This is a genomic window from Chitinophaga silvatica (assembly GCF_003419895.1).
GTDB lineage: Bacteria > Bacteroidota > Bacteroidia > Chitinophagales > Chitinophagaceae > Chitinophaga > Chitinophaga silvatica.
Map to the genome: position 1 here is coordinate 102,745 of NZ_QPMM01000008.1, position 24,116 is coordinate 126,860.

General features: G+C 40.7%; 25 protein-coding genes. 15 read left to right on the forward strand and 10 right to left on the reverse strand.

What is annotated here, in order from left to right; genetic code table 11:
• Positions 1-12: 12 nt before the first annotated feature.
• Both DVR12_RS15930 and DVR12_RS15935 read right to left on the reverse strand, forming a co-directional pair.
• A complete protein-coding gene (locus tag DVR12_RS15930; RefSeq protein ID WP_116976798.1) occupies positions 13-1,326 on the reverse strand; it encodes a UDP-glucose dehydrogenase family protein in 1,314 nt (437 codons plus the stop codon).
• Positions 1,323-2,459 (reverse strand): DegT/DnrJ/EryC1/StrS family aminotransferase, encoded by a 1,137-nt coding sequence (locus DVR12_RS15935; RefSeq protein ID WP_116976799.1) that lies wholly within the window; start codon positions 2,457-2,459, stop codon positions 1,323-1,325. Before DVR12_RS15935 ends, DVR12_RS15930 begins: the two co-directional genes overlap by 4 nt.
• Before the next feature lie 112 nt (positions 2,460-2,571).
• On the opposite strand from DVR12_RS15935, the gene DVR12_RS15940 reads away from it, so the two are divergent.
• Positions 2,572-3,831, forward strand: coding sequence for a 3-deoxy-D-manno-octulosonic acid transferase (locus tag DVR12_RS15940; RefSeq protein WP_116976800.1), 1,260 nt, complete (start codon positions 2,572-2,574; stop codon positions 3,829-3,831).
• Here the strand turns inward: DVR12_RS15940 and DVR12_RS15945 are convergent.
• Entirely contained in the window at positions 3,801-4,748 is a 948-nt protein-coding gene (locus DVR12_RS15945; protein ID WP_116976801.1) for a hypothetical protein, read from the reverse strand. The genes DVR12_RS15940 and DVR12_RS15945 overlap by 31 nt on opposite strands.
• Positions 4,749-4,837: 89 nt before the next feature.
• On the opposite strand from DVR12_RS15945, the gene DVR12_RS15950 reads away from it, so the two are divergent.
• Complete coding sequence (locus DVR12_RS15950; protein ID WP_116976802.1) at positions 4,838-5,407, forward strand: thymidine kinase; 570 nt, start codon at positions 4,838-4,840, stop codon at positions 5,405-5,407.
• Between the two features lie 38 nt (positions 5,408-5,445).
• Here DVR12_RS15950 and DVR12_RS15955 read toward each other — a convergent pair whose 3' ends face one another.
• Both DVR12_RS15955 and accC read right to left on the reverse strand, forming a co-directional pair.
• Positions 5,446-5,937 carry a GtrA family protein gene (locus DVR12_RS15955; RefSeq protein WP_116976803.1) on the reverse strand — a complete coding sequence of 164 codons (492 nt, stop codon included), beginning with the start codon at positions 5,935-5,937 and terminating at the stop codon, positions 5,446-5,448.
• A gap of 75 nt (positions 5,938-6,012) precedes the next feature.
• Positions 6,013-7,500, reverse strand: a complete 1,488-nt coding sequence (accC, locus tag DVR12_RS15960; protein ID WP_116976804.1) for an acetyl-CoA carboxylase biotin carboxylase subunit — start codon at positions 7,498-7,500, stop codon at positions 6,013-6,015.
• Positions 7,501-7,602: 102 nt separating this feature from the next.
• Between accC and DVR12_RS15965 the strand changes: the two genes are divergently transcribed.
• From DVR12_RS15965 to DVR12_RS15980, 4 genes are all read left to right on the forward strand, one after another.
• A complete protein-coding gene (locus DVR12_RS15965) occupies positions 7,603-8,271 on the forward strand; it encodes a heme exporter protein CcmB (RefSeq protein WP_116976805.1) in 669 nt (222 codons plus the stop codon).
• Positions 8,272-8,413: 142 nt separating this feature from the next.
• Positions 8,414-9,073 carry a cytochrome c biogenesis protein CcsA gene (gene ccsA / locus DVR12_RS15970; RefSeq protein WP_116976806.1) on the forward strand — a complete coding sequence of 220 codons (660 nt, stop codon included), beginning with the start codon at positions 8,414-8,416 and terminating at the stop codon, positions 9,071-9,073.
• On the forward strand, positions 9,074-9,304 hold the full coding sequence (locus DVR12_RS15975; RefSeq protein ID WP_116976807.1) for a CcmD family protein: 231 nt from the start codon (positions 9,074-9,076) through the stop codon (positions 9,302-9,304).
• 107 nt (positions 9,305-9,411) lie between these two features.
• Positions 9,412-10,830 carry a Glu/Leu/Phe/Val family dehydrogenase gene (locus tag DVR12_RS15980; RefSeq protein WP_116976808.1) on the forward strand — a complete coding sequence of 473 codons (1,419 nt, stop codon included), beginning with the start codon at positions 9,412-9,414 and terminating at the stop codon, positions 10,828-10,830.
• A gap of 117 nt (positions 10,831-10,947) precedes the next feature.
• Here the strand turns inward: DVR12_RS15980 and DVR12_RS15985 are convergent, their stop codons facing one another.
• Positions 10,948-11,391, reverse strand: a complete 444-nt coding sequence (locus DVR12_RS15985) for a type I restriction enzyme HsdR N-terminal domain-containing protein (protein WP_116976809.1) — start codon at positions 11,389-11,391, stop codon at positions 10,948-10,950.
• An 88-nt stretch (positions 11,392-11,479) separates the two neighbouring features.
• On the opposite strand from DVR12_RS15985, the gene DVR12_RS15990 reads away from it, so the two are divergent.
• The 4 genes from DVR12_RS15990 (at position 11,480) to DVR12_RS16005 (ending at position 15,921) form a co-directional block, all read left to right on the forward strand.
• Positions 11,480-12,250 carry an AMP nucleosidase gene (locus DVR12_RS15990; RefSeq protein WP_116976810.1) on the forward strand — a complete coding sequence of 257 codons (771 nt, stop codon included), beginning with the start codon at positions 11,480-11,482 and terminating at the stop codon, positions 12,248-12,250.
• Positions 12,251-12,270: 20 nt separating this feature from the next.
• Positions 12,271-14,019, forward strand: a complete 1,749-nt coding sequence (locus DVR12_RS15995) for an ABC transporter ATP-binding protein (RefSeq protein WP_116976811.1) — start codon at positions 12,271-12,273, stop codon at positions 14,017-14,019.
• A 103-nt stretch (positions 14,020-14,122) separates the two neighbouring features.
• Positions 14,123-15,172: a tRNA preQ1(34) S-adenosylmethionine ribosyltransferase-isomerase QueA gene (gene queA, locus DVR12_RS16000; protein ID WP_116976812.1), complete on the forward strand. Its 1,050-nt coding sequence runs from the start codon at positions 14,123-14,125 to the stop codon at positions 15,170-15,172.
• A gap of 77 nt (positions 15,173-15,249) precedes the next feature.
• Positions 15,250-15,921, forward strand: a complete 672-nt coding sequence (locus tag DVR12_RS16005) for a 2-C-methyl-D-erythritol 4-phosphate cytidylyltransferase (protein ID WP_116976813.1) — start codon at positions 15,250-15,252, stop codon at positions 15,919-15,921.
• Between the two features lie 149 nt (positions 15,922-16,070).
• Here DVR12_RS16005 and DVR12_RS16010 read toward each other — a convergent pair whose 3' ends face one another.
• The 3 genes from DVR12_RS16010 to radC form a co-directional block, all read right to left on the reverse strand.
• Complete coding sequence (locus tag DVR12_RS16010; protein WP_116976814.1) at positions 16,071-16,400, reverse strand: hypothetical protein; 330 nt, start codon at positions 16,398-16,400, stop codon at positions 16,071-16,073.
• A 53-nt stretch (positions 16,401-16,453) separates the two neighbouring features.
• The gene (locus DVR12_RS16015; RefSeq protein WP_116976815.1) at positions 16,454-17,437 is read right to left on the reverse strand and encodes a Gfo/Idh/MocA family protein; all 984 of its coding nucleotides are present in this window, start codon (positions 17,435-17,437) and stop codon (positions 16,454-16,456) included.
• Between the two features lie 108 nt (positions 17,438-17,545).
• Positions 17,546-18,253, reverse strand: a complete 708-nt coding sequence (gene radC / locus DVR12_RS16020) for a RadC family protein (protein WP_116976816.1) — start codon at positions 18,251-18,253, stop codon at positions 17,546-17,548.
• 208 nt (positions 18,254-18,461) lie between these two features.
• Here radC and DVR12_RS16025 point away from each other — a divergent pair, with 208 nt between their 5' ends.
• The 4 genes from DVR12_RS16025 (at position 18,462) to DVR12_RS16040 (ending at position 21,392) form a co-directional block, all read left to right on the forward strand.
• A complete protein-coding gene (locus DVR12_RS16025; RefSeq protein ID WP_116976817.1) occupies positions 18,462-19,427 on the forward strand; it encodes a ribose-phosphate pyrophosphokinase in 966 nt (321 codons plus the stop codon).
• Positions 19,428-19,465: 38 nt separating this feature from the next.
• Complete coding sequence (locus tag DVR12_RS16030; protein ID WP_116976818.1) at positions 19,466-20,056, forward strand: 50S ribosomal protein L25; 591 nt, start codon at positions 19,466-19,468, stop codon at positions 20,054-20,056.
• 109 nt (positions 20,057-20,165) lie between these two features.
• On the forward strand, positions 20,166-20,744 hold the full coding sequence (gene pth / locus DVR12_RS16035) for an aminoacyl-tRNA hydrolase (protein WP_116976819.1): 579 nt from the start codon (positions 20,166-20,168) through the stop codon (positions 20,742-20,744).
• A 36-nt stretch (positions 20,745-20,780) separates the two neighbouring features.
• Positions 20,781-21,392, forward strand: coding sequence for a fumarylacetoacetate hydrolase family protein (locus DVR12_RS16040; RefSeq protein WP_116976820.1), 612 nt, complete (start codon positions 20,781-20,783; stop codon positions 21,390-21,392).
• 40 nt (positions 21,393-21,432) lie between these two features.
• Here the strand turns inward: DVR12_RS16040 and DVR12_RS16045 are convergent, their stop codons facing one another.
• Entirely contained in the window at positions 21,433-21,867 is a 435-nt protein-coding gene (locus DVR12_RS16045) for a MarR family winged helix-turn-helix transcriptional regulator (protein WP_116976821.1), read from the reverse strand.
• 30 nt (positions 21,868-21,897) lie between these two features.
• Between DVR12_RS16045 and DVR12_RS16050 the strand changes: the two genes are divergently transcribed.
• A complete protein-coding gene (locus DVR12_RS16050) occupies positions 21,898-24,075 on the forward strand; it encodes an alpha-ketoacid dehydrogenase subunit alpha/beta (protein ID WP_116976822.1) in 2,178 nt (725 codons plus the stop codon).
• The last annotated feature ends 41 nt before the right edge of the window (positions 24,076-24,116 follow it).

The window sequence follows — 24,116 nt, forward strand, 5'->3', positions numbered from 1 at the left end:
GCATATTAAGATTTAAAGGATAGATGGAGTGCGTCCAACACTTTCGTAATGATATCCGAGTTCTTTCATTCTGCTGACTTCAAAAAGATTTCTACCATCGAAGATGGCCTTATTGTTCAATGCAGTTCCAATCTTATTAAAATCAGGAGTTCTGAAAACACTCCATTCTGTAGCAATTATTAATGCATCTGCATTTTCCAAACAGGTATACTGATGTTCTGAATAGGTAATTTTATCTCCAATTACCTGCTGCACATTCTTCATTGCTTCAGGATCAAATGCAGTAACTGTAGCTCCGGCCTCCAGCAATGCATTGATAATATATAATGCTGGTGCTTCCCTGATGTCATCTGTGTTTGGTTTGAATGCCAGACCCCATATTGCGAAGTGCTTACCTTTCAGATCATTATTAAAGAATGCCTTAATCTTTGGAATTAAAAAGAGCTTTTGCAACTCATTTACTTCCATTACTGCATTTAATATTTTGAAATCATAAGCTGCATCTTCAGAGGACTTAACCAGGGCCTGTACATCCTTAGGAAAGCAGCTCCCTCCATATCCAATACCAGGAAACAAAAATCTTTTTCCTATACGGTCATCACTTCCCATACCTCTGCGTACCATATCCACATCTGCTCCTAATTTTTCGCAAAGGATAGCTATTTCATTCATAAATGAAATCTTGGTAGCCAGGAAAGAATTAGCTGCATATTTTGTAAGTTCTGCAGATTTTTCGTCCATGTATATGATAGGATTTCCCTGTCTTACAAATGGAGCGTACAGATCTCCCATTACTTTTCTTGCTCTGTCGGAACAAGTGCCTATTACAACGCGGTCGGGTTTCATGAAATCATCAACTGCCACACCCTCTCTTAAGAACTCCGGATTGGAGACTACATCAAAAGGAGTTTTACAGTTTTTGGCAATAGCGGCTATAACTTTCTCCGCTGTACCTACAGGTACGGTGCTTTTGTCGACAATCACCTTGTAATCTGTCATGATCTTCCCCAATTGCTCTGCCACATTCAGTACAAATGATAAATCTGCTGCCCCGTCGGCTCCCGGAGGTGTAGGTAATGCCAGAAAAATAACTTCAGCTTCTTTAATACCTTCTTCCAGATTGGTAGTAAAAAACAGACGTTCTTCTTTCAGATTTCTCTCGAAAAGTTTCTCTAATCCAGGTTCATAGATTGTAACCTGGCCTTCTGATAACTTTTTTACTTTGTTGGCATCAATGTCCACACAGGTTACTTCATTACCCGTTTCGGCAAAACAAGTACCAGTTACAAGACCTACGTAACCAGTACCCACTACTGTAATTTTCATGAGGGGGTGTTTAAAAATGTTTTAATTGACTGAATTATATAATCCAGTTGATCTTGATCCATTTCAGTGTGTATCGGTAAGGAAATCACCCTATGGGTGAGTTGATCGGTAACAGGTAGATTAAATTCAGCCCCTCCAAAATCGGCAAACATTTTCTGACGGTGAGCCGGAACAGGATAGTAAATCATAGCCGGAATGCCTTTTGATGCAAGGTATTCCTGCAATTTATTTCTATCGGCGCCAACCAGTTGCAGTGTATACTGATGAAAAACATGATAGTTGTTGGCTGCACGATATGGGGTAATAATAGACGGAACATCTGCAAACCCAGCATCGTAAGCATCTGCAACAGCTCTGCGCGCTTCAATATACTGATCCAATAATGGTAATTTGATGTTTAAAACAGCCGCCTGAACTGAATCGAGTCTTGAATTGCAACCTACTACATCATGATAATAACGGGCCGATTGTCCGTGATTTGCCACCATTTTCAATTTAGCCGCTAATTCATCATCATTGGTAAAGATGGCTCCGCCATCTCCGTAACAACCCAGGTTCTTTGACGGGAAAAATGAAGTACAGCCAATATGACCAATAGTACCTGCTTTTTTACGACTTCCATCAGCAAACGTATAATCAGCACCGATTGCCTGTGCATTATCTTCAATTACATAAAGATTATGCCTGGCCGCTAAAGCCATTAATGGCTCCATATCAGTTACTTGTCCGTATAAATGTACAGGAACTATAGCTTTGGTTTTTGGGGTAATTGCTTTTTCAATTGCTGCAACATCCAAACAATAGGTTTTAGGATCAATATCCACAAACACAGGTTTCAATCTTAATAAAGCAATTACTTCTGCTGTTGCAATAAACGTGAAAGATGGGGTGATCACTTCATCCCCAGGTTCCAACCCTAAGGCCATCATGGCTATTTGTAAGGCATCAGTACCATTTGCACAAGGTATCACATGCTTCACGTCCAGATACGATTGCAGTTCTCCTGAAAACTGCTGAACGGCGCTTCCATTAATAAAAGCGGTGCTGTTCAGTACTTCCTCGATGGCTGCATCTACCTGGGGTTTAATCTTATTATACTGGCGTTTCAAATCTACCATCTGAATAGGAACCATATGATCGTATATTTTTATTTTGTTTAAAGTGTGCAAATTTACAAATTTTGGGATTGGTAAGGGAGTATCTTTGCCCGCAACAAGAAATTCAGGTAAAAGTACGTATTCTATTATGTTAGGAACCGGGATATATAATACAGGCCTTCAATTATACCAATTTGTAGTGCGGATTGCCGCTATGGCAGGCAAAAGCAAAGCCCGGAAATGGCTTGATGGCCGAAAAGACTGGCAAAACAAGTTGTCGGCAGCCCAATTGGGCGATGGTAGCACCATTTGGGTACATGCCGCTTCCCTGGGTGAATTTGAACAGGGCCGCCCGGTACTGGAGGCCTTACGCAAAAATTACCCTGCCAATAAAATTTTGTTAACTTTTTTCTCCCCTTCCGGGTACGAGGTGCGAAAAGACTACCAAGGTGCTGATTTTGTATGCTATCTTCCGCTGGATACTGCAAAAAATGCCCGGGAATTTATTGAAATTATCAAGCCCGCTCTTGCCATCTTTATAAAGTACGAATTCTGGTATCATTATCTGACCACTTTGCATGCCCGAAACGTACCAACTTTACTGGTTTCCGGGATTTTTCGGCCAGATCAGATCTTCTTTAAAGGATATGGCTCCATGTTCAAAAAGTTACTTAAGCAGCTTACCCATATTTTCGTTCAGAACCCTACCTCATTGGATTTGCTCAGAAATATAGGGATAAACCAGGTTACGGTAAGCGGCGATACGAGGTTCGACAGAGTAGCCGATCTGTTGAAAGAACAACGTTCTGTTCCTGAAATTGAAAGCTTGTCGGATAACCGTCTTATTGTTGCCGGGAGTACCTGGCCGGAAGATGAAAAGCTACTTAGTCAGTGGTGGCAACAACATCAACCCTCCAATACCTGCTTGATTCTTGCCCCCCATGAAATTCATGAAGAGCATTTACAGGCTATTGAAAATCTTTTCCCCGATGCTATCAGGTTTTCCCTTTTTAAAACTCAACCTGCTACTAAGCCTAAAGTATTGATTATCGATAATATAGGCATGCTAACCATCTTATACAGGTATGCATATCTATCCTATGTTGGTGGTGGATTGGCAAAAGGGGGGATTCATAATGTGCTGGAACCAGCTGTTTATAGTAAACCTGTGATTATTGGCCCTGTCTATGACAAGTATTTTGAAGCTGTTGAATTGGTAGCTGCAGGTGGTGCCGCAGTAGTAACAGATTTACAATCTCTTTCCCAGATATTGGAAAAATTGTTCACAGAGCCTGAATTCTACTCGAAAATGGCTGCTACGGCAGGAAAATATGTTCAACAAAATATCGGAGCTACTGAAAAAGTACTCACCTACATTCAGGAGAAGCGTTTTCTTAGTAAAGCATAGAATTGCTGTACCAATTTGTGATCATCCTGCCAACCCTGAATAATCTTGATTTCGCGCTGAAGCCAGTAATCGGCTTCCTGAAGTGTTGTGAAATCGTTGAGTGTTTTAATGGAACGCTCGTATAAATCCCTGTCTCCATTAAACAAATCTTCTATAAACTGATACTTGTCGTTAATCCCAATTGCCTGGCGAAGGTCTTTTATTGGTATTTCGCCTAGTTTTTGTGCCAGTTCCTGTTTTTCGAGGCGCAGACGGTCGTTCAGTGATTGACCGGTAGATTCTTTAACCTCTTTTACCTCCTTAGTTTCAGGAGTAGGATCAAATAATGTGGCTTGCGATCTGGCAGGTGCAGGTATTGGTGTTTCTATAACTTTAGTAACAGGCGGAGGAGGAGGTGGTTCAGGAGCGGTAGTCTGTTTGGCAAATACAGAATTGAGGTCTGTAATCTCATGGGCCTTGGCAGCTGTGTTGATATCTACTACATCAGATGTTTTATAGGCAGAATTGATATCTTCTGTTTCCCTCACCTGGTTGTTGAGCTCCGTTACAGGAATTACCTTCTCAATATGTTTGGGAGCAGGTGTTTCTGCCTCTTTATAAGGGTAAGTGGTATTATTGTTTACTGCAATGTTAATATCTTCTGCCTTAGGAACCGGAGCGGCCACAGGATTATTTGACGGTAATGTTGTAGTTTGCGCCTCTGTTTCAGTAGTTGAAACGGCAACAGTTATAGGTTGCTGAGAGGGTAAAATAACTGCAACGTTAGCGTGTTTGTCGAGTTGCTCGAGGTGTTGAAGGGTACGTACACGTAATACTTCTGCCTGCAACAATTGCACATAATAGGAAATCGTTGCCAGGTCTGCTCCGGAATTTTTCAATTCCAGCAATTTTTCAATTAATGCACTAATTTTTTCCATGCCTTAATTGTTAACGTTAATAGGTAGGAAATATTTCATTTTTATAAAAATAGAATATTTCAATTAATTAATAATCAAATTACTACAATATGTTTATTGAACCTTCTATAACAGGAGGGCGTAGGGGATGGATAGAGGTGATTTGTGGATCTATGTTTTCAGGAAAAACAGAAGAATTGATTCGTCGGTTGAAAAGAGCAAGGATAGCAAATCTGAAAGTAGAAATCTTTAAACCGGCAATAGACGTGCGATATGATGAGGTAAATATTACGTCGCACGATGAAAATAAGATCAATTCTACCCCAATTGAAAACTCACAGCAAATTCTGCTACTGGCGCAGGATGTAGATGTTGTAGGAATAGATGAAGCTCAGTTCTTTGATGCGGAATTGCCAAATGTATGTGATCAGCTGGCTTTGGCGGGTGTGCGGGTAATTGTTGCAGGGTTAGATATGGATTATACCGGAAAACCATTTGGACAGATGCCTTTTTTACTGGCAAAAGCAGATTATATTACAAAATTACATGCTATTTGTGTAGTGTGTGGAAATATCGCCAACTATTCTTTCAGGAAGTCCGCATCCAAAGAAACCTTATTACTGGGAGAAAAAGATTTGTACGAGCCAAGATGCAGGCATTGTTATTATACCCATCCATAGCTTGAAAGGAATTAGTAAATATTATAGAGGTACCACCTTTATAATATTTGCTCCTTTTTTACTTTAAATGTGAATTTTTTCTGGGTAAGATAGCTGAATATTACTACCAGTATAGTAGTTAGAATTTTACTGATAGTAGGATAGAGATTAAAATGTTCAACAAATATCTTCATAAAAACATAGTTGAGCATAATACAAATACCCACCATGATAAAGTATCTGAAAAGTTGAACCCTGCCCCTGATATTGGATTCTGAGAACACTACATATTTACTTAAAAGGAAGCCAGTAGGAAATGTTACTGCCATAGCCATAAACAACGCACCAATGTGGGCCCCCATATCAAATAAACCAAAATGGATGGTTTCATGACGTAGGATGAAATTGTAACTGATAAAATACAGGAATATATCCAACAACGTATTACCACCGCCACAAGCCAGGTAGCGGAACGTTTGAAATGGCATTACCTTCGAAAAAGGAGGGTAAATAAAGCCCAGGATCTGTAAAATCAAGTTACGTAGTGTCATGAAAAATTGGCGCAAATTTAAGTGTTTTCCGCATGCGGAAAACTACTTTAACGAAAGTTAATAACTATTATATAGTTATCTTAACATATTCCTTTTTTTCCAGTTGGAAACAGTTTTTTGATCTTCACTGGTTGATTGTAAAGGTACATTTTGCTGCTGCCACACATACGCAGCCAGGATTGCTGCCACCTGTTCTTCCTTCAGATTGTTCTCCTGCAAGGCTTGCGGCGTAAAAAATTTACTGATGAAATTTGTATCAAAGTTTCCTTCAATAAATGCAGGTTGTTGTAATGCCCAATGCCCGAATGGTAAAGTGGTTTTAATACCTTTTACTATGTACTCTTCAATTGCACGTATTAATCTGTGACGGGCTTCATCGCGGTTGCTACCCCATGCAATAAGTTTAGCGATCATTGGATCATAGAAAATTGGTATATCCATTCCCTGTTCGTAACCATCATCTACTCTTACTCCATAACCTTGCGGACGGATATATGTTTCCAGTTTTCCGGTATCCGGAAGGAAGTTATTCATCGGGTCTTCTGCGCAAATGCGTAATTCAATGGCATGGCCATTTATTTTGAGGTCATCCTGGGAAAAGGAAAGTTTTTCTCCCCTGGCAATCTTTATTTGTTCTTTTACCAGGTCTAAACCTGTAATCAGTTCTGTAACGGGATGTTCTACCTGGAGGCGTGTATTCATTTCCAGGAAATAGAAGTTTAGTGCTTCATCTACCAGGAATTCAACTGTACCGGCTCCGTAATAATTACAAGCTTTGGCTACATCAACCGCACATTGCCCCATAGCAGCTCTGATAGCAGGAGTAAGGCAAGATGAAGGCGCTTCTTCAATTAGTTTCTGGTGCCTGCGCTGAATGGAACATTCACGTTCGAACAGGTATACACAGTTACCGTGTTTGTCGCCCAGGATCTGAATCTCAATATGTTTCGGTGAGCCTACATATTTTTCAATAAATACAGCATCATCGCCAAATGCGCTAAGGGCCTCACTTTTAGCCATGCGTATCTGTTCCTCCAATTCTGAAGGCTCATTTACGATACGCATACCTTTACCACCGCCACCGGCAGAGGCTTTGATCAGAATCGGGAACCCCGTTTTCTTTACTACTTCTTTAGCTTCCTCCAGACTTCTCAGTGGTGTTTCGGTGCCGGGAACCATTGGTACTCCAAATTTCTGAGCAGCTTGCTTGGCAGCCAGTTTACTACCCATTACCTCAATAGAAGAAGCGGAGGGGCCTATAAATGTGATACCGGCAGCAGTAACCTGCTCGGCAAATTTTGCGTTTTCACTGAGGAATCCATAACCAGGATGAATGGCATCTGCATTCTTTTCCTTTGCTACTGCAATGATTTTTTCGCCTAATAAATAAGATTGATTTGATGGTGCCGGGCCAATACATACCGCTTCATCTGCAAACAACACAAAAGGCATGGTACGATCGGCTTCAGAATATACCGCAACAGTTTTAATGCCCATTTCCCTCGCAGATCGCATAATCCGTAATGCAATTTCACCTCTATTGGCTACCAGAATTTTATTCATCGACAGTAATTTATATGGATTGGCTAATATAGTTAGTTTTATGGACTTAGGATTAAATCGTTGTACTTATCTGTAAATCCTGACTATCTTTGCGGCCATACCATGAGGAAGAAAAGTACTATACATCAGGTAATAACCCTTGTAAAGAAGGATCTTACGTTAGAATTGCGTCAACAGTATGCATTTTATGGAGTATTATTATACATAGTTTCTACTGTTTTTGTAATCAATCTGATGTTAGGAAAACCGGATGACAAGCTATGGAATGCCCTTTTTTGGGTAATCCAGCTTTTTGTGGCCGTAAATGCTGTTGCCAAAAGCTTTATGCAGGAGAGTAAAGGCCGGTTGCTATATTTCTATTCACTGGTACATCCAAGGGTATTTATAATGGCGAAACTCATCTATAATATCATTTTAATGATTTTGATGAGCTTAATTGCCATGATATGTAGTATTGCGTTCCTGGGAAATCCAATCGCCAATATGGGATATTTTATAGGAATGGTATTGATGGGGGGCGTAAGTTTATCCCTTCTCTTTACCATGCTGGCAGCAATTGCGGCCCAGGCCAACCATAATGCCGCTTTAATGGCGGTAATGGGGTTTCCGCTTATTTTGCCAATTTTGATGCTGCTGGCCAATATTTCAGTTTCTGCTTTCCTTACTGTTTATCAGCCAGGATTACCAAAAATGTTTTTCCTTCTCGGAGGGATGGATATCCTGGTAATAGCCTTAACACTCATTCTTTTCCCATTTCTGTGGAAAGATTGATGAAATATCAAACAAACAGCTAACTTCTATAAACGAATTTTAATAGGTATTTATAGATGTTGCAATAAACTTAAAATCGCCTAAAATCTTTGTACTTAAGGGGAAAACCTGTAGGTTTGCCCCCGGAATATAGCTATAAAAAATGGCCAAACATTGGTGGAAAGCATTAGCGATACTGCTTCTTTTATATGTAATTATCGCCGGGTTTACTATTAATATACCAATTATAGGAACCAACGGACAGTCATCCAGAGGATTGTTCTTTCACGTGCCGATGTGGATATCTATGTATACGATGTTCACTATCTCCCTCGTCTATTCTCTTTTATTCCTTAACAAATACGATTTAAAGAAAGATATTGTAGCGTCCAGCGCTGCCGGCGTAGGGGCTTTCTTTGGCATACTTGGATTTGCTACTGGTACACTCTGGGCTACCTATACCTGGGGCGGTACCCTGACAGACGATCCTAAACAGATGTGTACTGCCATTGCCATCTTAATTTATTTAGCATACCTGGTGTTGCGTATGTCTATCCAGGATATGGACAAAAGGGCGCGTATCTCTGCTGTTTTCAACATATTCGCCTATGCCTTACTAATCCCGCTTACATATATCATCCCCCGGATGGTTGATTCTTTGCACCCGGGAAGTGCTACTACTCCAGGTTTTGCTTCAAAAGACACAGACGGTACTATGAAAATGGTGTTATATCCTGCATTTATCGGATGGACATTATTAGGCGTCTGGATTTTTACTTTAGTAGTGCGCTACAAAAAATTACAACTTAAAAAACTCTTTTAAATGATTAATAAAGCGTTTTCATTCTGCCTTACAGCTGCGCTATTAATGATTTCCGTATTAGCCAACGCACAACAGCAAGATACCGAGAAAGGCCCGGTAAACGAGTTTTTCCGTAGCAATGATAAAATTTACGTAGTGGTAGGTGTCTTAGTGATCATCTTCCTGGGAATAACTTTGTTCCTTATCAATCTGGATAGAAAGATCGGTAAGCTTGAAAAAAATGAGAAATAATATTGGCAAAGGGCGGGATTAATTCCCGCCCTTGCCGTTTGGAACAGCAAATATCAATTTAACCATAGCATTTACAATTTTAATCGTTTTACCAAAACAATAGTTTTATGTCGCAAGAACAGCATTATAGCTTTTTCCAAAGTGTGGAAAAGAGCTTCGACAAAGCAGCTGCGTTCACAAAATGGGATAAAGGTATCCTGGAGCAGATCAAAGCCTGCAACGCTGTATACCAGATTAAATTCCCAGTAAGAATAGGCGATACCGTTCAAGTAATTGAAGCATACCGTGTACAACACTCTCACCACAAACTGCCTTGTAAAGGTGGTATTCGCTTCAGCGAAGAAGTAAACCAGGATGAAGTGATGGCATTGGCTTCCTTAATGACCTATAAATGCGCTATCGTAAACGTTCCGTTTGGTGGTGCTAAAGGCGGTATCAAAATCAATCCCCGCAACTTTACTCCTTTCCAGCTGGAAGCAATTACCCGTCGTTATACTGCCGAATTGGTAAAGAAAAACTTTATTGGCCCGGGTACAGACGTGCCTGCTCCTGATTACGGTACCGGTGAAAGAGAAATGAGCTGGATCCTCGATACCTACATGAGCTTACGCCCAGGAGAAATAGATGGTTACGGTTGTGTGACCGGTAAACCAGTTTCTCAGGGTGGTGTACGTGGTCGTACTGAAGCTACCGGTTTAGGTGTATTCTACGGATTACGTGAACTGTGCAATATTAAGGAAGATATGGACCGCATTGGCCTTACTACTGGCCTTACCGGTAAAAGAGTGGTGGTTCAGGGTATGGGTAACGTAGGATACCATGCTGCTAAATATTTCAACGAAGCAGGTGCTAAGGTAATCTGCCTGATCGAATGGGATGGCGCCATCTTCAACGAAAATGGTATGAACCCGGATGAAGTATTAATGCATAAAAAAGCTACCGGCTCTATCGTTAACTTCCCTGGTGCTGTAAACCTGAAGAAAAATACAGACGGTCTGGAACTCGAATGCGAAATTCTGATCCCTGCAGCACTGGAAAATGTAATCGATGAAAACAATGCTCCAAACGTTAAAGCTAAGATCATCGGTGAAGCCGCAAATGGTCCTTTAACTCCGGAAGCAGATGAAATCCTGAATAAAAAAGGTGTGATCATCGTTCCTGATATGTTCCTGAATGCAGGTGGTGTAACCGTTTCATATTTCGAATGGCTGAAAAACCTTAGCCACGTTCGTTATGGCCGCTTAGGAAAACGTTTCGATGAAAATATGAACATGCATATTCTTCAAACTATCGAAGACCTTACCGGTAAGAAAGTTTCTGAGCAGGAAAGAAAATTCATTGCACATGGTGCTGATGAAGTAGATCTGGTTTACTCTGGTCTTGAAGAAACCATGCACGCTGCTTTACACGAAGTTCGCGATGCTATGATTGCAAATCCTCAGATCACTGATATGCGTACTGCTGCTTATGTTGTAGCTATCAATAAGGTAGGTGCTGCATACGAACAACTGGGTATTTTCCCTTGATCGGATAAACGCAAACGCACTAATAATATCAAAAAGCATAAAGGTCGGACTACTGATCTTTATGCTTTTTTATTTTTAGGTTGATGGATTAATGTGGAGATCTGCCTTTTTTATTTTTTAGATAGATGGATAAGCAGGAAGAGCTTTTAGAAATTGCCATTGATTGGCGGTATATGTACCACAAAAGGTATGAAGACCATTAGTGATCACCAGGTAACTGGCCGGCATAGCCATATTATACTGTACTACCTGTTGCAGCGTTTTGTTGGTCAGCGGAACATTCATCTCTTTACACTCTATCAGCATCCATGGCTGCATATCTCTGTTGTAAATCACTATATCATATCGCTTCTTTACTTCCCCTATATAAATTTCCCTTTCTATCCCAATTAGGGCAGAGGGATACTCAAGTGTTTGAACCAGATAATTGAGGAAATTTTGCCTTACCCATTCCTCTGGTGTAAGTAGAATATATTTCTTTCTTAATCGGTCAAAGATCAATTCTTTGTTTCCTTCTTTGACAATTTTGAAATCCGGCGTTGGAAAGGTGATAGCAATCAAATGTTGATAGATTTTGATGCGAAGATAGTTACAATACTATAATATGGGCAGTCGGAGAAAAAACCTTATATTTGCCTGTCAAAAGGCTATGAAGACAAAAGAAGAAATTGTAGCTAATTGGTTGCCCCGCTACACAGGAGAAAAATTGGAAAATTTTGGGTCTCACATTCTCCTCACGAATTTCAGTAACTATGTTACCATGTTTGCAGAATGGAACAACGTTCAGATTGTTGGTCAGGGCAGACCTATGCAATGTGCAACCGCTGGTGATATTACCATTATCAATTTTGGAATGGGCAGCCCTGGTGCTGCAACGGTAATGGATCTTTTATCTGCAATTACTCCTAAAGCAGTATTGTTTTTAGGTAAATGTGGTGGATTGAAGAAGAAAAATCAGATAGGTGATCTGATTCTGCCAATTGCCGCTATCAGAGGAGAAGGAACCAGCAACGATTATTTCCCACCGGAAGTTCCTGCTTTACCGGCATTTGCTTTACAGAAAGCTATCTCTACTACCATCAGAGACGCTGGTCAGGATTACTGGACCGGTACCTGCTATTCTACCAACAGAAGGGTATGGGAACATGATTCCGAATTCAAGCAATATCTTGAAAAAATCAGAGCAATGGCGGTAGATATGGAAACAGCCACGATCTTTTCAGTAGGCTTTTTCAATAAAATTCCTACAGGCGCATTACTCCTGGTTTCCGACCAGCCAATGGTACCGGAAGGTGTAAAAACGGAAGACAGCGATAAAAAGGTAACTACAAAATTTGTAGAGCGTCATCTGAAAATAGGAATAGATTCATTACGCAAACTCATTGAGAGTCACCAAACCGTGAAGCATCTTCGTTTTTAGATTTGTTGTAACTTCCGGGTATGCTTACAAAGCGGGTAGATATCCAAAGCCTGGAAGTTAAATTCCAATCTGGCAACACAACAACAACGGCTGTAAATGAAATTTCCTTTTCAATAGGGAAAGGGGAAGTGGTGGGCGTCGTCGGTGAATCCGGCTCCGGAAAATCGGTGACAGCTCTATCTTTAATGAGACTGATTAACACTCCTGGTACTACAACACGGGGCAATATTCTTTTTCAGAACTCAAATGAGGCTGTAGTTAACCTGGTGCAGCTTTCAGATTCGACCATGCGCTCCTATAGAGGAAAAGAGCTGAGCATGATCTTTCAGGAGCCAATGACAGCGCTTAACCCCCTGAAAACTTGCGGCTGGCAGGTTGTTGAAGCATTAAGGCAGCATCAGCCAATGGACAATTCTGCTGCACGAAGGAAAGTTGAGCTACTTTTCGAACAGGTTAAACTTCCAGATCCTCCATCTATTTTCAAAAGATATCCACATGAATTATCGGGTGGCCAAAAGCAAAGGGTAATGATTGCGATGGCAATTGCCTGTAATCCGAGCCTTTTAATAGCAGATGAACCAACTACCGCCCTGGATGTAACTGTTCAGAAAACAGTACTGAATCTCCTGAAGGAGTTACAGCAGCAAATGGATATGAGCGTGATGTTTATAACCCACGATTTAGGCGTAGTAGCGGAAATAGCGGATAAAGTGGTGGTAATGTATAAGGGAGATATTGTGGAAGCAGGAACAGCTCGGGAAGTATTGTTAAATCCCAGGCATCCTTATACTAAAGGCCTGCTGGCGTGCAGGCCACCGGTAGACAGGCGGTTATTCCGTCTTCCGGTTACTGCCGATTTTATGGAGATCGACCAGCAGAACAGAATACTCGAAAAAAAGAACAAGATCAATGATTTAGTTGATACCTTAACAATACCCCTTTCTACCCTCGAGAATCGGCGGCAACAATTGATTGATACCCCACCAATTTTACAGGTAGAAGGACTGCAAACCTGGTTTCCGGTGGAGAAATCATTTACCGGTAAGGTAAAAAGATGGATGAAAGCGGTAGATGGAGTGAGTTTTAATATTGCTGCAGGAGAAACAATGGGATTAGTTGGCGAGTCGGGATGTGGAAAAACTACCTTAGGCCGCTCAATCTTGCGACTTGTAGAACCAACGGGGGGAAGTATTGTTTATAAAGGACAAGATATTCGAAGCCTTTCGGCAATAGGAATGCGACATTTGAGAAAGGATATGCAGCTGATATTTCAGGACCCATATGCATCATTGAACCCAAGGCAGGTGGTAGGAGCGGCTATTCTTGAGCCCATGCAGGTACACGGGCTTTATGGGAACGAAAAGTCTCAGAAGGAGAGGGTAGAGATGCTTTTGGAGAAAGTAAGTTTACCAACGTCGTTTTACCAACGTTATCCGCATGAATTATCGGGAGGGCAGCGTCAAAGGATTGTAATAGCCAGGGCTTTGGCAGTTTCTCCTTCCTTTATAGTGTGTGATGAGTCGGTTGCTGCATTGGATGTGAGTGTACAGGCACAGGTATTAAACCTGCTGATTGGATTGAGGGAGGAATTTGGGTTTACCTGTATTTTTATTTCTCATGATTTATCGGTTGTTAGGTTTATTAGTGACAGGATGATGGTAATGCAAAAGGGGAAGATTGTGGAACAGGGGTGGGCAGATGACGTTTATAATCACCCCAGAGAGACATACACACAACAGTTGATTTCGGCTATTCCTACAATTTTTTAATTTATAAATTATTGATTAATAATATTTTTATATCATATTTTGATGGTATGAATATTAATTGGTAATTTTGCACACTCTAAAAATTTCTTATTCATACCGTAATATGAAACTATCACAGTTCAAATTCGATCTTCCTTTAAATCTGATCGCGCAGCACCCTTCTAAGACAAGAGATGAATCACGCTTAATGGTGGTAAATCGCACTACTGGAAAAATTGAACACAAAGTATTTAAAGATATCCTGGGTTATTTCAACGACAAGGATGTAATGATTGTGAACAATACCAAAGTATTTCCAGCAAGGTTGTATGGCCGCAAGGAGAAAACAGGAGCAAAAATTGAAGTATTCCTGCTGCGTGAGCTTAACAAGCAAAACCGCCTGTGGGATGTAATTGTTGACCCAGCCCGTAAAATCCGCGTGGGTAACAAATTATACTTTGGAGATGATGAAACACTTGTAGCTGAAGTTATCGATAATACTACCTCCAGAGGTCGTACTATCCGTTTCCTTTTTGAAGGAAATGATGATGAGTTCAAACAAGTATTGGATCAACTGGGAGAAACTCCTTTGCCAAAGTATATCAAGCGTAAGCCTGAAGAAGAGGATAAGGAGCGTTATCAGACTGTTTACGCAAAGTATGAAGGAGCAGTTGCTGCACCTACAGCAGGTTTACACTTTAGCCGGGAGCTGATCAAAAGATTAGAAATCAAGGGTGTAAGATTTGCCGAAGTTACTTTGCATACTGGTTTGGGTACATTCCGTCCTATTGAAGTGGAAGATCTGAGCAAACATAAAATGGATGCTGAGTATTTCCACATCGAGGAACACGCTGTTAAGATTGTAAATAAGGCGAAAGAAGAAAACCGCCGTATTTGCGCTATCGGTACTACTTCTGTAAGAGCAGTTGAATCTTCTGTTACAGCACAGAATCATTTAAAGGCAGCTGAAGGATGGACTAATATGTTCATTCACCCGCCATATGATTTTGCTATTCCTAATTCACTGGTAACTAACTTCCACTTGCCAAAAACAAGCTTGCTGATTATGACTTGCGCTTTTGCTGGTTATGATCTGATCATGGAAGCATACCAACAAGCTATCAAAGAAAAATATCGCTTCTTCAGCTATGGCGATGCTATGCTGATTATCTGATAAGAATTAGTTAGTTGTTTGAATACGGATTTGAGGGCTGAAATTTCTACCCGCAAATCCGTATTTTTTTTAAAAATATGGAATACAGAAAAGTAGCCATTATTGTTGCTGGCGGATCTGGTACCCGCATGCAGAGTACAGTTCCTAAACAATTTTTAGAACTCGCCGGCAAGCCTGTTTTATTGCATACTATTAATGCATTTGCAGCGGCATACCACGACATGGAGATAGTTTTGGTAGTACCTACTGCCCACTTTACCTATGTAAATACACTCCTGAAAGATTTTCCTTCCTTATCCAAAATAACTATAGTTGGCGGAGGAGAAACTCGTTTTCACTCAGTAAAGAATGGCTTACAGCATGCACAGAATGCAGTAGTATTTGTTCATGATGGAGTAAGACCGCTGGTTTCCGTTTCGTTGATCCGTCGCTGTTATGAAGCTACTCTCCTGCATGGTAGCGCTATTCCTGTGATTGATATGAAAGACAGCCTTCGGGAAGTTGCTGGCGATACCAATAAGGCAGTAGACAGAGATAAGTATAAGATTATACAAACCCCTCAAACCTTTTTATCCGACCTTCTGATACAAGCATTCGAACTTCCCTACGATCCATTATTCACAGATGAAGCCACAGTAGTAGAACGACTGGGTAATCCGGTTCATTTGGTACAGGGCGAGGAGTCTAATATCAAAATAACCAAGCCGCTGGACCTTACAATTGCAGCAGCTTTGTTGCAGGAACAATAAGGTTTTGATGCATCCGTTTTAAATTAGCCGTTTCCGTTCAAAAATATATTGTAAACCCGATTGAATTGATTTTGCTGTATAGGTTAGTGATATGAAAAGATCACTGTTACATTATATAGCTGGTTTAATTGAATCATTCAGATAAATTACTAATGATATTGTAAGCCTGCCTGAACTGCTTTAGCTGTATCGGCAAATGGAACCAGTGCATATGCTCTTCTGCCGGTAAGTGTATCGCAGTTGTTGGAATTGAGGATGGTATGTGAAATGGTATCTCCGGAAATTCCGGCTGTTTCAAATTGTATTTTGTTTGCGACCAGCCAGTAGCGGATAGTTGAAGAGGTAGTGGTATCTGCCTTACCCCAGGGATTATCACATAATTTTTCCTGACGGAACATATAGGCAGCAGTGGAAGGAGGATCTTTAAAACATGACGATAAAAAAATAACCGTTGCAAGCACTAAAAAACAATATTTCATAGAATGAATTTTTGTTTTAAACGAACTGACAACGGTTTATGTTACAACGCTTCCTATTTATTGGCAGCGGTTTCCAGTAATCCTTTATTGATTTTGGCCAGAATCTGATGTGCTACATCCATTGCCTGTAAACCATCAATTGCATTAACTGCAACAGGTTTATTCAGGAGGATACTATCACGGAAAAGTTCAAGTTCCATTCTGATGGCATTAGACTGTTTGATTTCCGGATTGGCAATTGCAATTGTCTTTTTACCACTATTGGTATCAATATCCAGCGAAAACAATCCTTCGTCTGCTTCCGTTTTAAGTTTAATAATTTCAGTCTTTTTATCGAGGAAATCGATGCCTATGTATGCGTCTTTCTGGAATAAACGCATCTTACGCATTTTCTTAAGAGAGATACGACTTGAAGTTAAATTAGCTACACAGCCATTATGGAATTCGATCCGTACATTGGCAATATCCGGGGTATCGCTCATAACAGCTACACCACTGGCCGAAATTCGGTTTACAGTAGATTTTACAATGCTCAGCACAATATCAATATCATGGATCATCAGATCCAGGATAACGCTTACATCTGTGCCTCGTGGATTGAACTCTGCTAACCTGTGTACTTCTATGAACATTGGTTTCAAATCATACCCTTGTAGCGCTAAATAAGCAGGATTGAAACGCTCTACGTGACCTACCTGGAATTTGATATTTGCTTCATCCACTAGTTTCACCAGTGTTTTAGCTTCATCCATAGTATTGGTCATTGGCTTCTCTACGAAAATATGCTTGCCATTTCTGATGGCCAGTTCGCAGAGTTTAAAGTGTTGAGTGGTAGGAGCTACTATATCAACCGCATCTACCACCTGAATCAGCTCTTCCGGAGAGTTATATCTTGGAATATTATATTGAGCAATACTGGCAGCATTGGCTTCGCCTGGATCAAAGAAGCCAACTACTTCAACATCTTTCATAGTAGCCAGCTGGGAGAGGTGTATCTTACCTAAATGTCCTACGCCGAAGAGTCCTATTTTGAGCATACGTATTTGAATAATTATCTGCGAAAGTAAATAGAAATACGGATTTTAGGATTACGTATTTAAGTATTTGTTCATTCAAGTATTTGCATAATCTCCTATCTTATAAAATTATAACATACCTTCTTCAGCAAGACTTAAATAGCCAGTTTCTCCTACAATTATGTGATCTATTAATAGAATATCGAATATTTGCCCCATTTCTTTCATCCGACGTGTTACCAGGATATCGGACTGGCTGGGTTTCAGGTTGCCTGAAGGATGGTTATGGCAAAGTAGAATTTTTGTTGCATTATTGATGATAGCCTCTTTAAAAATTAGTCTTCCATCTACAACTGTACTGCTTATACCTCCATTACTGACTCTTTTATGAGCCAGAACTTTGTTGGCATGATTTAGAAACAGAACATAAAAGATTTCATAGGGGTAATCTGCAAGGATAGGCTTTAAAAACAATGCGGCAGCTGCCCCGCTGCTGATCACAGTTTTCTTGTGGATATATCCTGCCTGCCTCCTTCTGGCCAATTCCATGGCGGCTAATATAGTTATAGCTTTGGCTTCTCCAATTCCTCTAAGCGAGCTTAACTGGCTGGCACTGATTTTTCCCAATTCAGAGAGGTTATTATGAGCGAGCTGAAGAATTTCTTTGGCCAAATCTAAGGCTGTTTTTTGCTTATGGCCGGTTTGAATTAAAATTGCTAATAATTCGGCATCACTTAGCGATGATGCGCCAATATTGATTAATTTTTCTCTTGGCTTATCATCTTCTGCCCAGGAGGAAATGGGCAAATGAGAGGTTGGGTATACGTTAACAAACATGGCAATCTATTTAACCAAATTTATTAAATTTATTATGAATTGTGTACAGCCTCCGCTGAATTTTTCTCTCATTAACATTTATATAACATAATGATTATAAGTATTATATAGATGTGGTTTATATATTATATTTTTTTAGTTATAAAAAAATCAGGCTGGTACACCCAAAAATCATAGTTTTGCAACCTCTTTTCCACTAGTATCTAGTATGCAACCTTCAGTAAAAATTTTTACAGGCAACAGTAATCCGGCACTAGCCGAAAAAATTGCCAAAAAGTACGGTAAAGGGCTTCAGGGAGGCCTTGGTAAAGTTAAAATCCAAAAATTCAGTGACGGTGAGATCCAACCAGTTTTCCTGGAAAGTATCCGTGGTGATTATGTTTTCCTGATCCAGGGAACCAGTGCACCTTCTGACAATTTATTGGAGTTGCTTCTGATGATTGATGCTGCTAAAAGGGCTTCAGCCGGTTATATTACCGCGGTAATTCCTTATTTCGGCTATGCTCGTCAGGATAGAAAAGACAAGCCTCGTGTGGCCATTGGATCTAAGCTGGTAGCAAATCTGCTGACCTCGGCAGGTGCTAACAGGGTAATTACAATGGATTTACACGCCCCTCAGATTCAGGGCTTCTTCGATATCCCGGTAGATCACCTGGATAGCTCAGCTATTTTTATTCCTTATATAGAGAATTTAAAGCTGGAAAATCTTACCTTTGCATCCCCCGACGTTGGAAGTACAAACCGGGTAAGGGAAGTGGCTTCCTACTTCAATGCCGAAATGGTAATCTGCGATAAGCACCGTAAACGTGCCAATGAAATTGCATCCATGGTGGTAATTGGAGATGTAAAGGACAGGGATATTGTGCTCATTGACGATATATGCGATACTGCCGGTACTTTATCAAAAGCAGCAAATCTTTTGAAAGAAAAAGGCGCCAGAAGTGTCAGAGCTTTTTGTACGCACCCCGTTTTCAGCGGTAATGCCTACGAAAATATCAATAACTCAGTTTTAGAAGAAATCGTGGTTTGTGATACCATTCCACTGAAGCCTGGAGCTCCTTCTAAAATTAAAGTGATTACTGTAGCCGAATTATTCGCAGTAGCCATTCGCAATATGCACGAGAATAAGTCTATCACGAATCTGTTTATTCACAGCCATCGCAGACAAGACTAAAGAACGTATTTTTTTAATCAATATAAATTGTCTAAACAATGAAAACAATAACCATCGAAGGACAACTCAGGAGCGAATTCGGTAAAAAAGCCACCCGCCAGCTTCGTTCTGAGGAACAAGTGCCTTGCGTTATTTACGGGGGTGCAGAAACTGTAAATTTTTCAGCTCCTGCTAAAGCATTCAAATCCCTGGTTTACACTGCCGATTTCCAAATCGCTGAAATTAAACTGGGTAACAAAACTTACAGAGGCGTATTGAAAGACCTGCAATTCGACGTAGTAACAGATGAGCTGTCTCACGTTGATTTCATGGAACTGGTAGAGGACAAAACAGTTAACGTTACTTTGCCAATTAAACTGGTTGGTCAATCCGTTGGTGTTAAAGCTGGTGGTAAACTGGTTAGCAAACTGAAAGCTTTGAAAGTGAAAGCTTTACCTAAAGACCTGGTTGAGAATATCGAAGTAAACATCGAAAACCTGGAACTGAACAGTAACATCCGCGTTGAAGACGTGAAGATCGCTGGTATCGAAATCACCAACTCTCCACGTATTCCTATCGCTTCTGTTGTAATGACTCGTCAATTACGTCAGGAAGAAGCTACCGCTGAAAAAGACGCTAAAAAGAAATAATTTTTAGAAATATTTTTCCAGAAAGCCTCTCTATTTTTAGAGAGGCTTTTTAATTTTGATACATCGCGTTACAATGCGCTATTATTGCATTTTTATATAATCAGATAACATGAAATACCTGATAGCCGGCCTGGGAAATATCGGAGAAGAATATAAGCATACAAGACACAATATCGGATTTGATGTAGTAGATGCTTTTGCTGCCAGGCATAATGCAGTGTTTCAGAACGATAGACTGGCCGATGTAGCTGAGTGCAAATGGAAAGGCAAAACGTTTATAATTATTAAGCCTACCACTTTCATGAACTTAAGTGGCAGAGCAATCAAATATTGGATGGATAAAGAAAAGATCACAATAGAAAACCTATTGGTGATCCTGGACGATCTGGCTTTACCCCTCGATGTGCTGCGTTTAAGACCCGGAGGTAGCGATGCTGGTCATAATGGCCTGAAAAGTATTCAGGAATCTCTTGGCAGCAATCAATATCCCCGCCTGAGATTCGGCGTTGGAAATCAATATCCGAAAGGCCGGCAGGTAGACTTTGTACTCGGAAAATGGAAAAATACTGAAGAACCTGTGGTTCAGGAAAAAATTGAAAAAAGTGCAGATATCATAGAAAGTTTCGCTACTATTGGAATCGCCAGAACCATGAATGAATACAACAAACTTACTTTTCCCGGTAAATAAGGAGCTATTACTTTTTCAACTTTAAAATAACACTTTATGAAAATTATTTGTGTAGGAAGGAACTATGCCGATCATGCCAAAGAATTGAAGAACGAGGTACCTACCGAACCTGTATTATTCATGAAACCCAAAAATGCCCTTCTGCAAAATGGTCATCCATTTTTTTATCCTGAATTCACCAATAATTTGCACTATGAGTGCGAATTGGTGTTGAAAGTGAGCAAAAATGGTAAACATATCCAGGAGAAATTCGCCGATAAATATTACGATCAGATCTCTGTAGGAATAGATTTTACAGCGCGCGATCTTCAGGATAAACAAAAAGCCAAAGGCCTCCCCTGGGAAATTGCGAAAGCATTCGATAACTCTGCAGTCGTAGGCAAATTCATTCCTATCACTCCGGAAATGGATAAAAACGATATCAATTTTTGTCTCTATAAAAACAAAGCCATCGCTCAGGCAGGAAATACCAAAGATCTCCTGTTCTCATTCGATTTTCTGGTTTCCTATATCTCAAGATTCTTTACCCTGAACATAGGCGACCTCATCTTTACCGGTACTCCCGCCGGTGTAGGCCCTGCCGAAATAAATGATAGCTTTGAAGCCTTTATCGAAGACGACAGCCTGCTCGAATTCAGCGTAAAATAAATGTAATTCAATAGCAGCGAAGAGATTCGCTGCTATTGAATTAAGGAATATTATTATAGATAGTATCCAGAATTCTTGTTAACTCTTCATAATCTTTTTCCGAAAGGTGTTTCCAGCCCACCTTACGCATATCATATACCACCGCTTTCACATCTTTATACTTTTCCACACCCTCAGGTGTTAATTGTAAATAAACCTTCCTGCGGTCCAGGGAATCCACTTCTCTTCTTACCAGCCCCTTCTTTACCAATAATTCAATAATCCGGGAAATAGTAGTGATATCTTTTGAGGTATTACGGGCAAGCTCGTTATGGGTAGTTTTTTTATGCTTGTATAAATTCTCAATAAGTAGCCATTGATCCACTGTAATGTCCTTCTGTTGGGCATCGAAGGTCTTTTGCCAATAGTTGCGAAGTTTTTTTAGCGTAGCATCCAACTTAAAAAAAGAGGGATTACTGACGAAAGTATCAGTCATATTAATTAATTTGCATTAGCAACTGTTGCTATGGCAACTATTGTTTTTAATCACCATCATCACCAAAACAGTCTTATTGTGTTTAAAGATAACACAAGCGTTTCAACTTTAAAAACGCTATCCACCAATCCTGTAGGAGATAGTAAGGAGTTGGCAGATTTACTAACAGCCTGGAAACTGATGTGTGAGGCAGGACATATGGCTGCAACCTACGAAGCCAACCGCACTATTTGCCGGTATGTACACTCTACCTCCCGGGGGCATGAAGCTATTCAGATAGCTACAGGCCTTCAATTAAAACCCTGGGATTACGTTTCTCCCTACTATCGCGACGATGCCATGCTTCTCGCAATGGGCTTTACCCCTTACGAGCTAATGCTGCAGCTTCTCGCAAAAGCAGATGATCCGTTTTCGGGTGGAAGATCCTATTACTGCCATCCAAACAATCAAAGACCGGATCGGCCACAAATTCCACATCAAAGCAGTGCTACAGGTATGCAGGTGATTCCTGCTACCGGAATGGCTCAGGGGCTCCAATATCTGGAAAACACGAAATCTCCTCACCTTAAAACAGGCCCTAACGGAGAACTACCTGTTGTTGTTTGTGTTTTGGGAGATGCCAGCGTTACGGAAGGAGAAGTAAGTGAAGCCTTACAGTTTGCAGTGCTTAAGCATTTACCAATTATTTATCTGGTTGAAGATAATAACTGGGGAATTTCTGCTACTGCAGAAGAAGTACGGGCGATGGACGCATATGAATATGCCGCAGGCTTTAAAGGGCTCGAACGAATGAGAGTAGATGGCAGCGATTTCACGGCCAGCTATGCTGCCATGGAAACAGCTATCGGTTATGTGAGGCAGGAAAGAAAACCAATTCTGGTGCAGGCAAATGTTCCGCTACTGGGCCACCATACTTCTGGTGTGCGTAAAGAATGGTATAGAACAGAAGACGACTTAAACAAACATATAGCAGAAGACCCCTTACCAAAATTAAGATCTCTGCTCATGAAACATGGTATTGCTGATGCAATACTTGAAGAACTGGATATCATCGCAGCAAATGATGTACTCCATGCCTTCGAACATGCTGTTGAAGCACCCGATCCAACTCGTGAATCTTTTATGGATCATGTTTTTGCACCTACTACAATAACTGAAGAAAGAGGAGAACGTACTCCGGCCGGAAAACAGAAAGTGGTAATGGTAGATGCCGCATTACATGCTGTAGAAGATATCTTACAGAATTATCCTGAAGCTATATTTTTCGGCCAGGATGTTGGTCGTCGTTTAGGCGGTGTTTTCAGGGAAGCAGCAACGCTGGGAGAGAAGTTTGGAGATCACAGGGTATATAATACTGCTATACAGGAAGCCTATATCATTGGTGCTACCACCGGCTTATCGGCGGTAGGAGTAAAGCCAATTGTAGAAATTCAGTTTGCGGATTACATCTACCCGGGCTTTAACCAGCTGGTTACGGAAGTAGCTAAATCCTGCTATCTCAGTAATGGTAAATTTCCTGTTCAGGCATTGATCAGAGTTCCTATAGGTGCGTATGGAGGAGGTGGTCCGTATCACTCTGGTAGTATAGAATCTACTTTATTAAGCATAAAAGGAATCAAAGTCGTATATCCTTCAAATGCTGCAGATATGAAAGGGTTGATGAAAGCGGCATTCCTTGATCCTAACCCGGTAATTATGCTGGAACATAAAGGACTTTACTGGAGCAAGGTGCCTGGCACTTTAGAGGCTATGACAATAGAACCAGGTGCCGATTACATACTACCATTAGGAAAAGGAACTATTGTACAATCCGCACATCCCCGCGATATTAAACAGGGTAATACTATGTGCATTATTACCTATGGAATGGGTGTGTATTGGGCCAAAGCTGCCGCAAAGGCATTTCCTGGTCAGATAACCGTGGTAGATTTACGAACCCTTTATCCGCTGGATGAAGAACTTATATACAGTCAGGTGAAGTTACATGGTAAATGTTTGGTGCTTACTGAAGAACAGTTGAATTCATCTTTCATACAATCCCTGGCGGGTAAAATTCAGGGTGAGTGTTTCAGGTATCTCGATGCACCTGTTGCAATGATTGGGGCGGCCGATTTACCGGCGGTGCCACTGAATACAGGGTTGGAGGCGGAGATGCTTCCAAGCGCAGAGAAGGTAATTAAAGCAGTGAAAGAGCTATTGGAGTATTAAAATAAAACACGGATAGAATTGTAGTGCTGCACTTAGCTTAA

Coding starts and splice junctions, on each gene's coding strand:
- DVR12_RS15930 (WP_116976798.1), bottom strand. CDS start 1,326: ATGAAAATTACAGTAGTGGGTACTGGTTACGTAGGTCTTGTAACTGGT.
- DVR12_RS15935 (WP_116976799.1), bottom strand. CDS start 2,459: ATGGTTCCTATTCAGATGGTAGATTTGAAACGCCAGTATAATAAGATT.
- DVR12_RS15940 (WP_116976800.1), top strand. CDS start 2,572: ATGTTAGGAACCGGGATATATAATACAGGCCTTCAATTATACCAATTT.
- DVR12_RS15945 (WP_116976801.1), bottom strand. CDS start 4,748: ATGGAAAAAATTAGTGCATTAATTGAAAAATTGCTGGAATTGAAAAAT.
- DVR12_RS15950 (WP_116976802.1), top strand. CDS start 4,838: ATGTTTATTGAACCTTCTATAACAGGAGGGCGTAGGGGATGGATAGAG.
- DVR12_RS15955 (WP_116976803.1), bottom strand. CDS start 5,937: ATGACACTACGTAACTTGATTTTACAGATCCTGGGCTTTATTTACCCT.
- accC (WP_116976804.1), bottom strand. CDS start 7,500: ATGAATAAAATTCTGGTAGCCAATAGAGGTGAAATTGCATTACGGATT.
- DVR12_RS15965 (WP_116976805.1), top strand. CDS start 7,603: ATGAGGAAGAAAAGTACTATACATCAGGTAATAACCCTTGTAAAGAAG.
- ccsA (WP_116976806.1), top strand. CDS start 8,414: ATGGCCAAACATTGGTGGAAAGCATTAGCGATACTGCTTCTTTTATAT.
- DVR12_RS15975 (WP_116976807.1), top strand. CDS start 9,074: ATGATTAATAAAGCGTTTTCATTCTGCCTTACAGCTGCGCTATTAATG.
- DVR12_RS15980 (WP_116976808.1), top strand. CDS start 9,412: ATGTCGCAAGAACAGCATTATAGCTTTTTCCAAAGTGTGGAAAAGAGC.
- DVR12_RS15990 (WP_116976810.1), top strand. CDS start 11,480: ATGAAGACAAAAGAAGAAATTGTAGCTAATTGGTTGCCCCGCTACACA.
- DVR12_RS15995 (WP_116976811.1), top strand. CDS start 12,271: ATGCTTACAAAGCGGGTAGATATCCAAAGCCTGGAAGTTAAATTCCAA.
- queA (WP_116976812.1), top strand. CDS start 14,123: ATGAAACTATCACAGTTCAAATTCGATCTTCCTTTAAATCTGATCGCG.
- DVR12_RS16005 (WP_116976813.1), top strand. CDS start 15,250: ATGGAATACAGAAAAGTAGCCATTATTGTTGCTGGCGGATCTGGTACC.
- DVR12_RS16010 (WP_116976814.1), bottom strand. CDS start 16,400: ATGAAATATTGTTTTTTAGTGCTTGCAACGGTTATTTTTTTATCGTCA.
- DVR12_RS16015 (WP_116976815.1), bottom strand. CDS start 17,437: ATGCTCAAAATAGGACTCTTCGGCGTAGGACATTTAGGTAAGATACAC.
- radC (WP_116976816.1), bottom strand. CDS start 18,253: ATGTTTGTTAACGTATACCCAACCTCTCATTTGCCCATTTCCTCCTGG.
- DVR12_RS16025 (WP_116976817.1), top strand. CDS start 18,462: ATGCAACCTTCAGTAAAAATTTTTACAGGCAACAGTAATCCGGCACTA.
- DVR12_RS16030 (WP_116976818.1), top strand. CDS start 19,466: ATGAAAACAATAACCATCGAAGGACAACTCAGGAGCGAATTCGGTAAA.
- pth (WP_116976819.1), top strand. CDS start 20,166: ATGAAATACCTGATAGCCGGCCTGGGAAATATCGGAGAAGAATATAAG.
- DVR12_RS16040 (WP_116976820.1), top strand. CDS start 20,781: ATGAAAATTATTTGTGTAGGAAGGAACTATGCCGATCATGCCAAAGAA.
- DVR12_RS16045 (WP_116976821.1), bottom strand. CDS start 21,867: ATGACTGATACTTTCGTCAGTAATCCCTCTTTTTTTAAGTTGGATGCT.
- DVR12_RS16050 (WP_116976822.1), top strand. CDS start 21,898: ATGGCAACTATTGTTTTTAATCACCATCATCACCAAAACAGTCTTATT.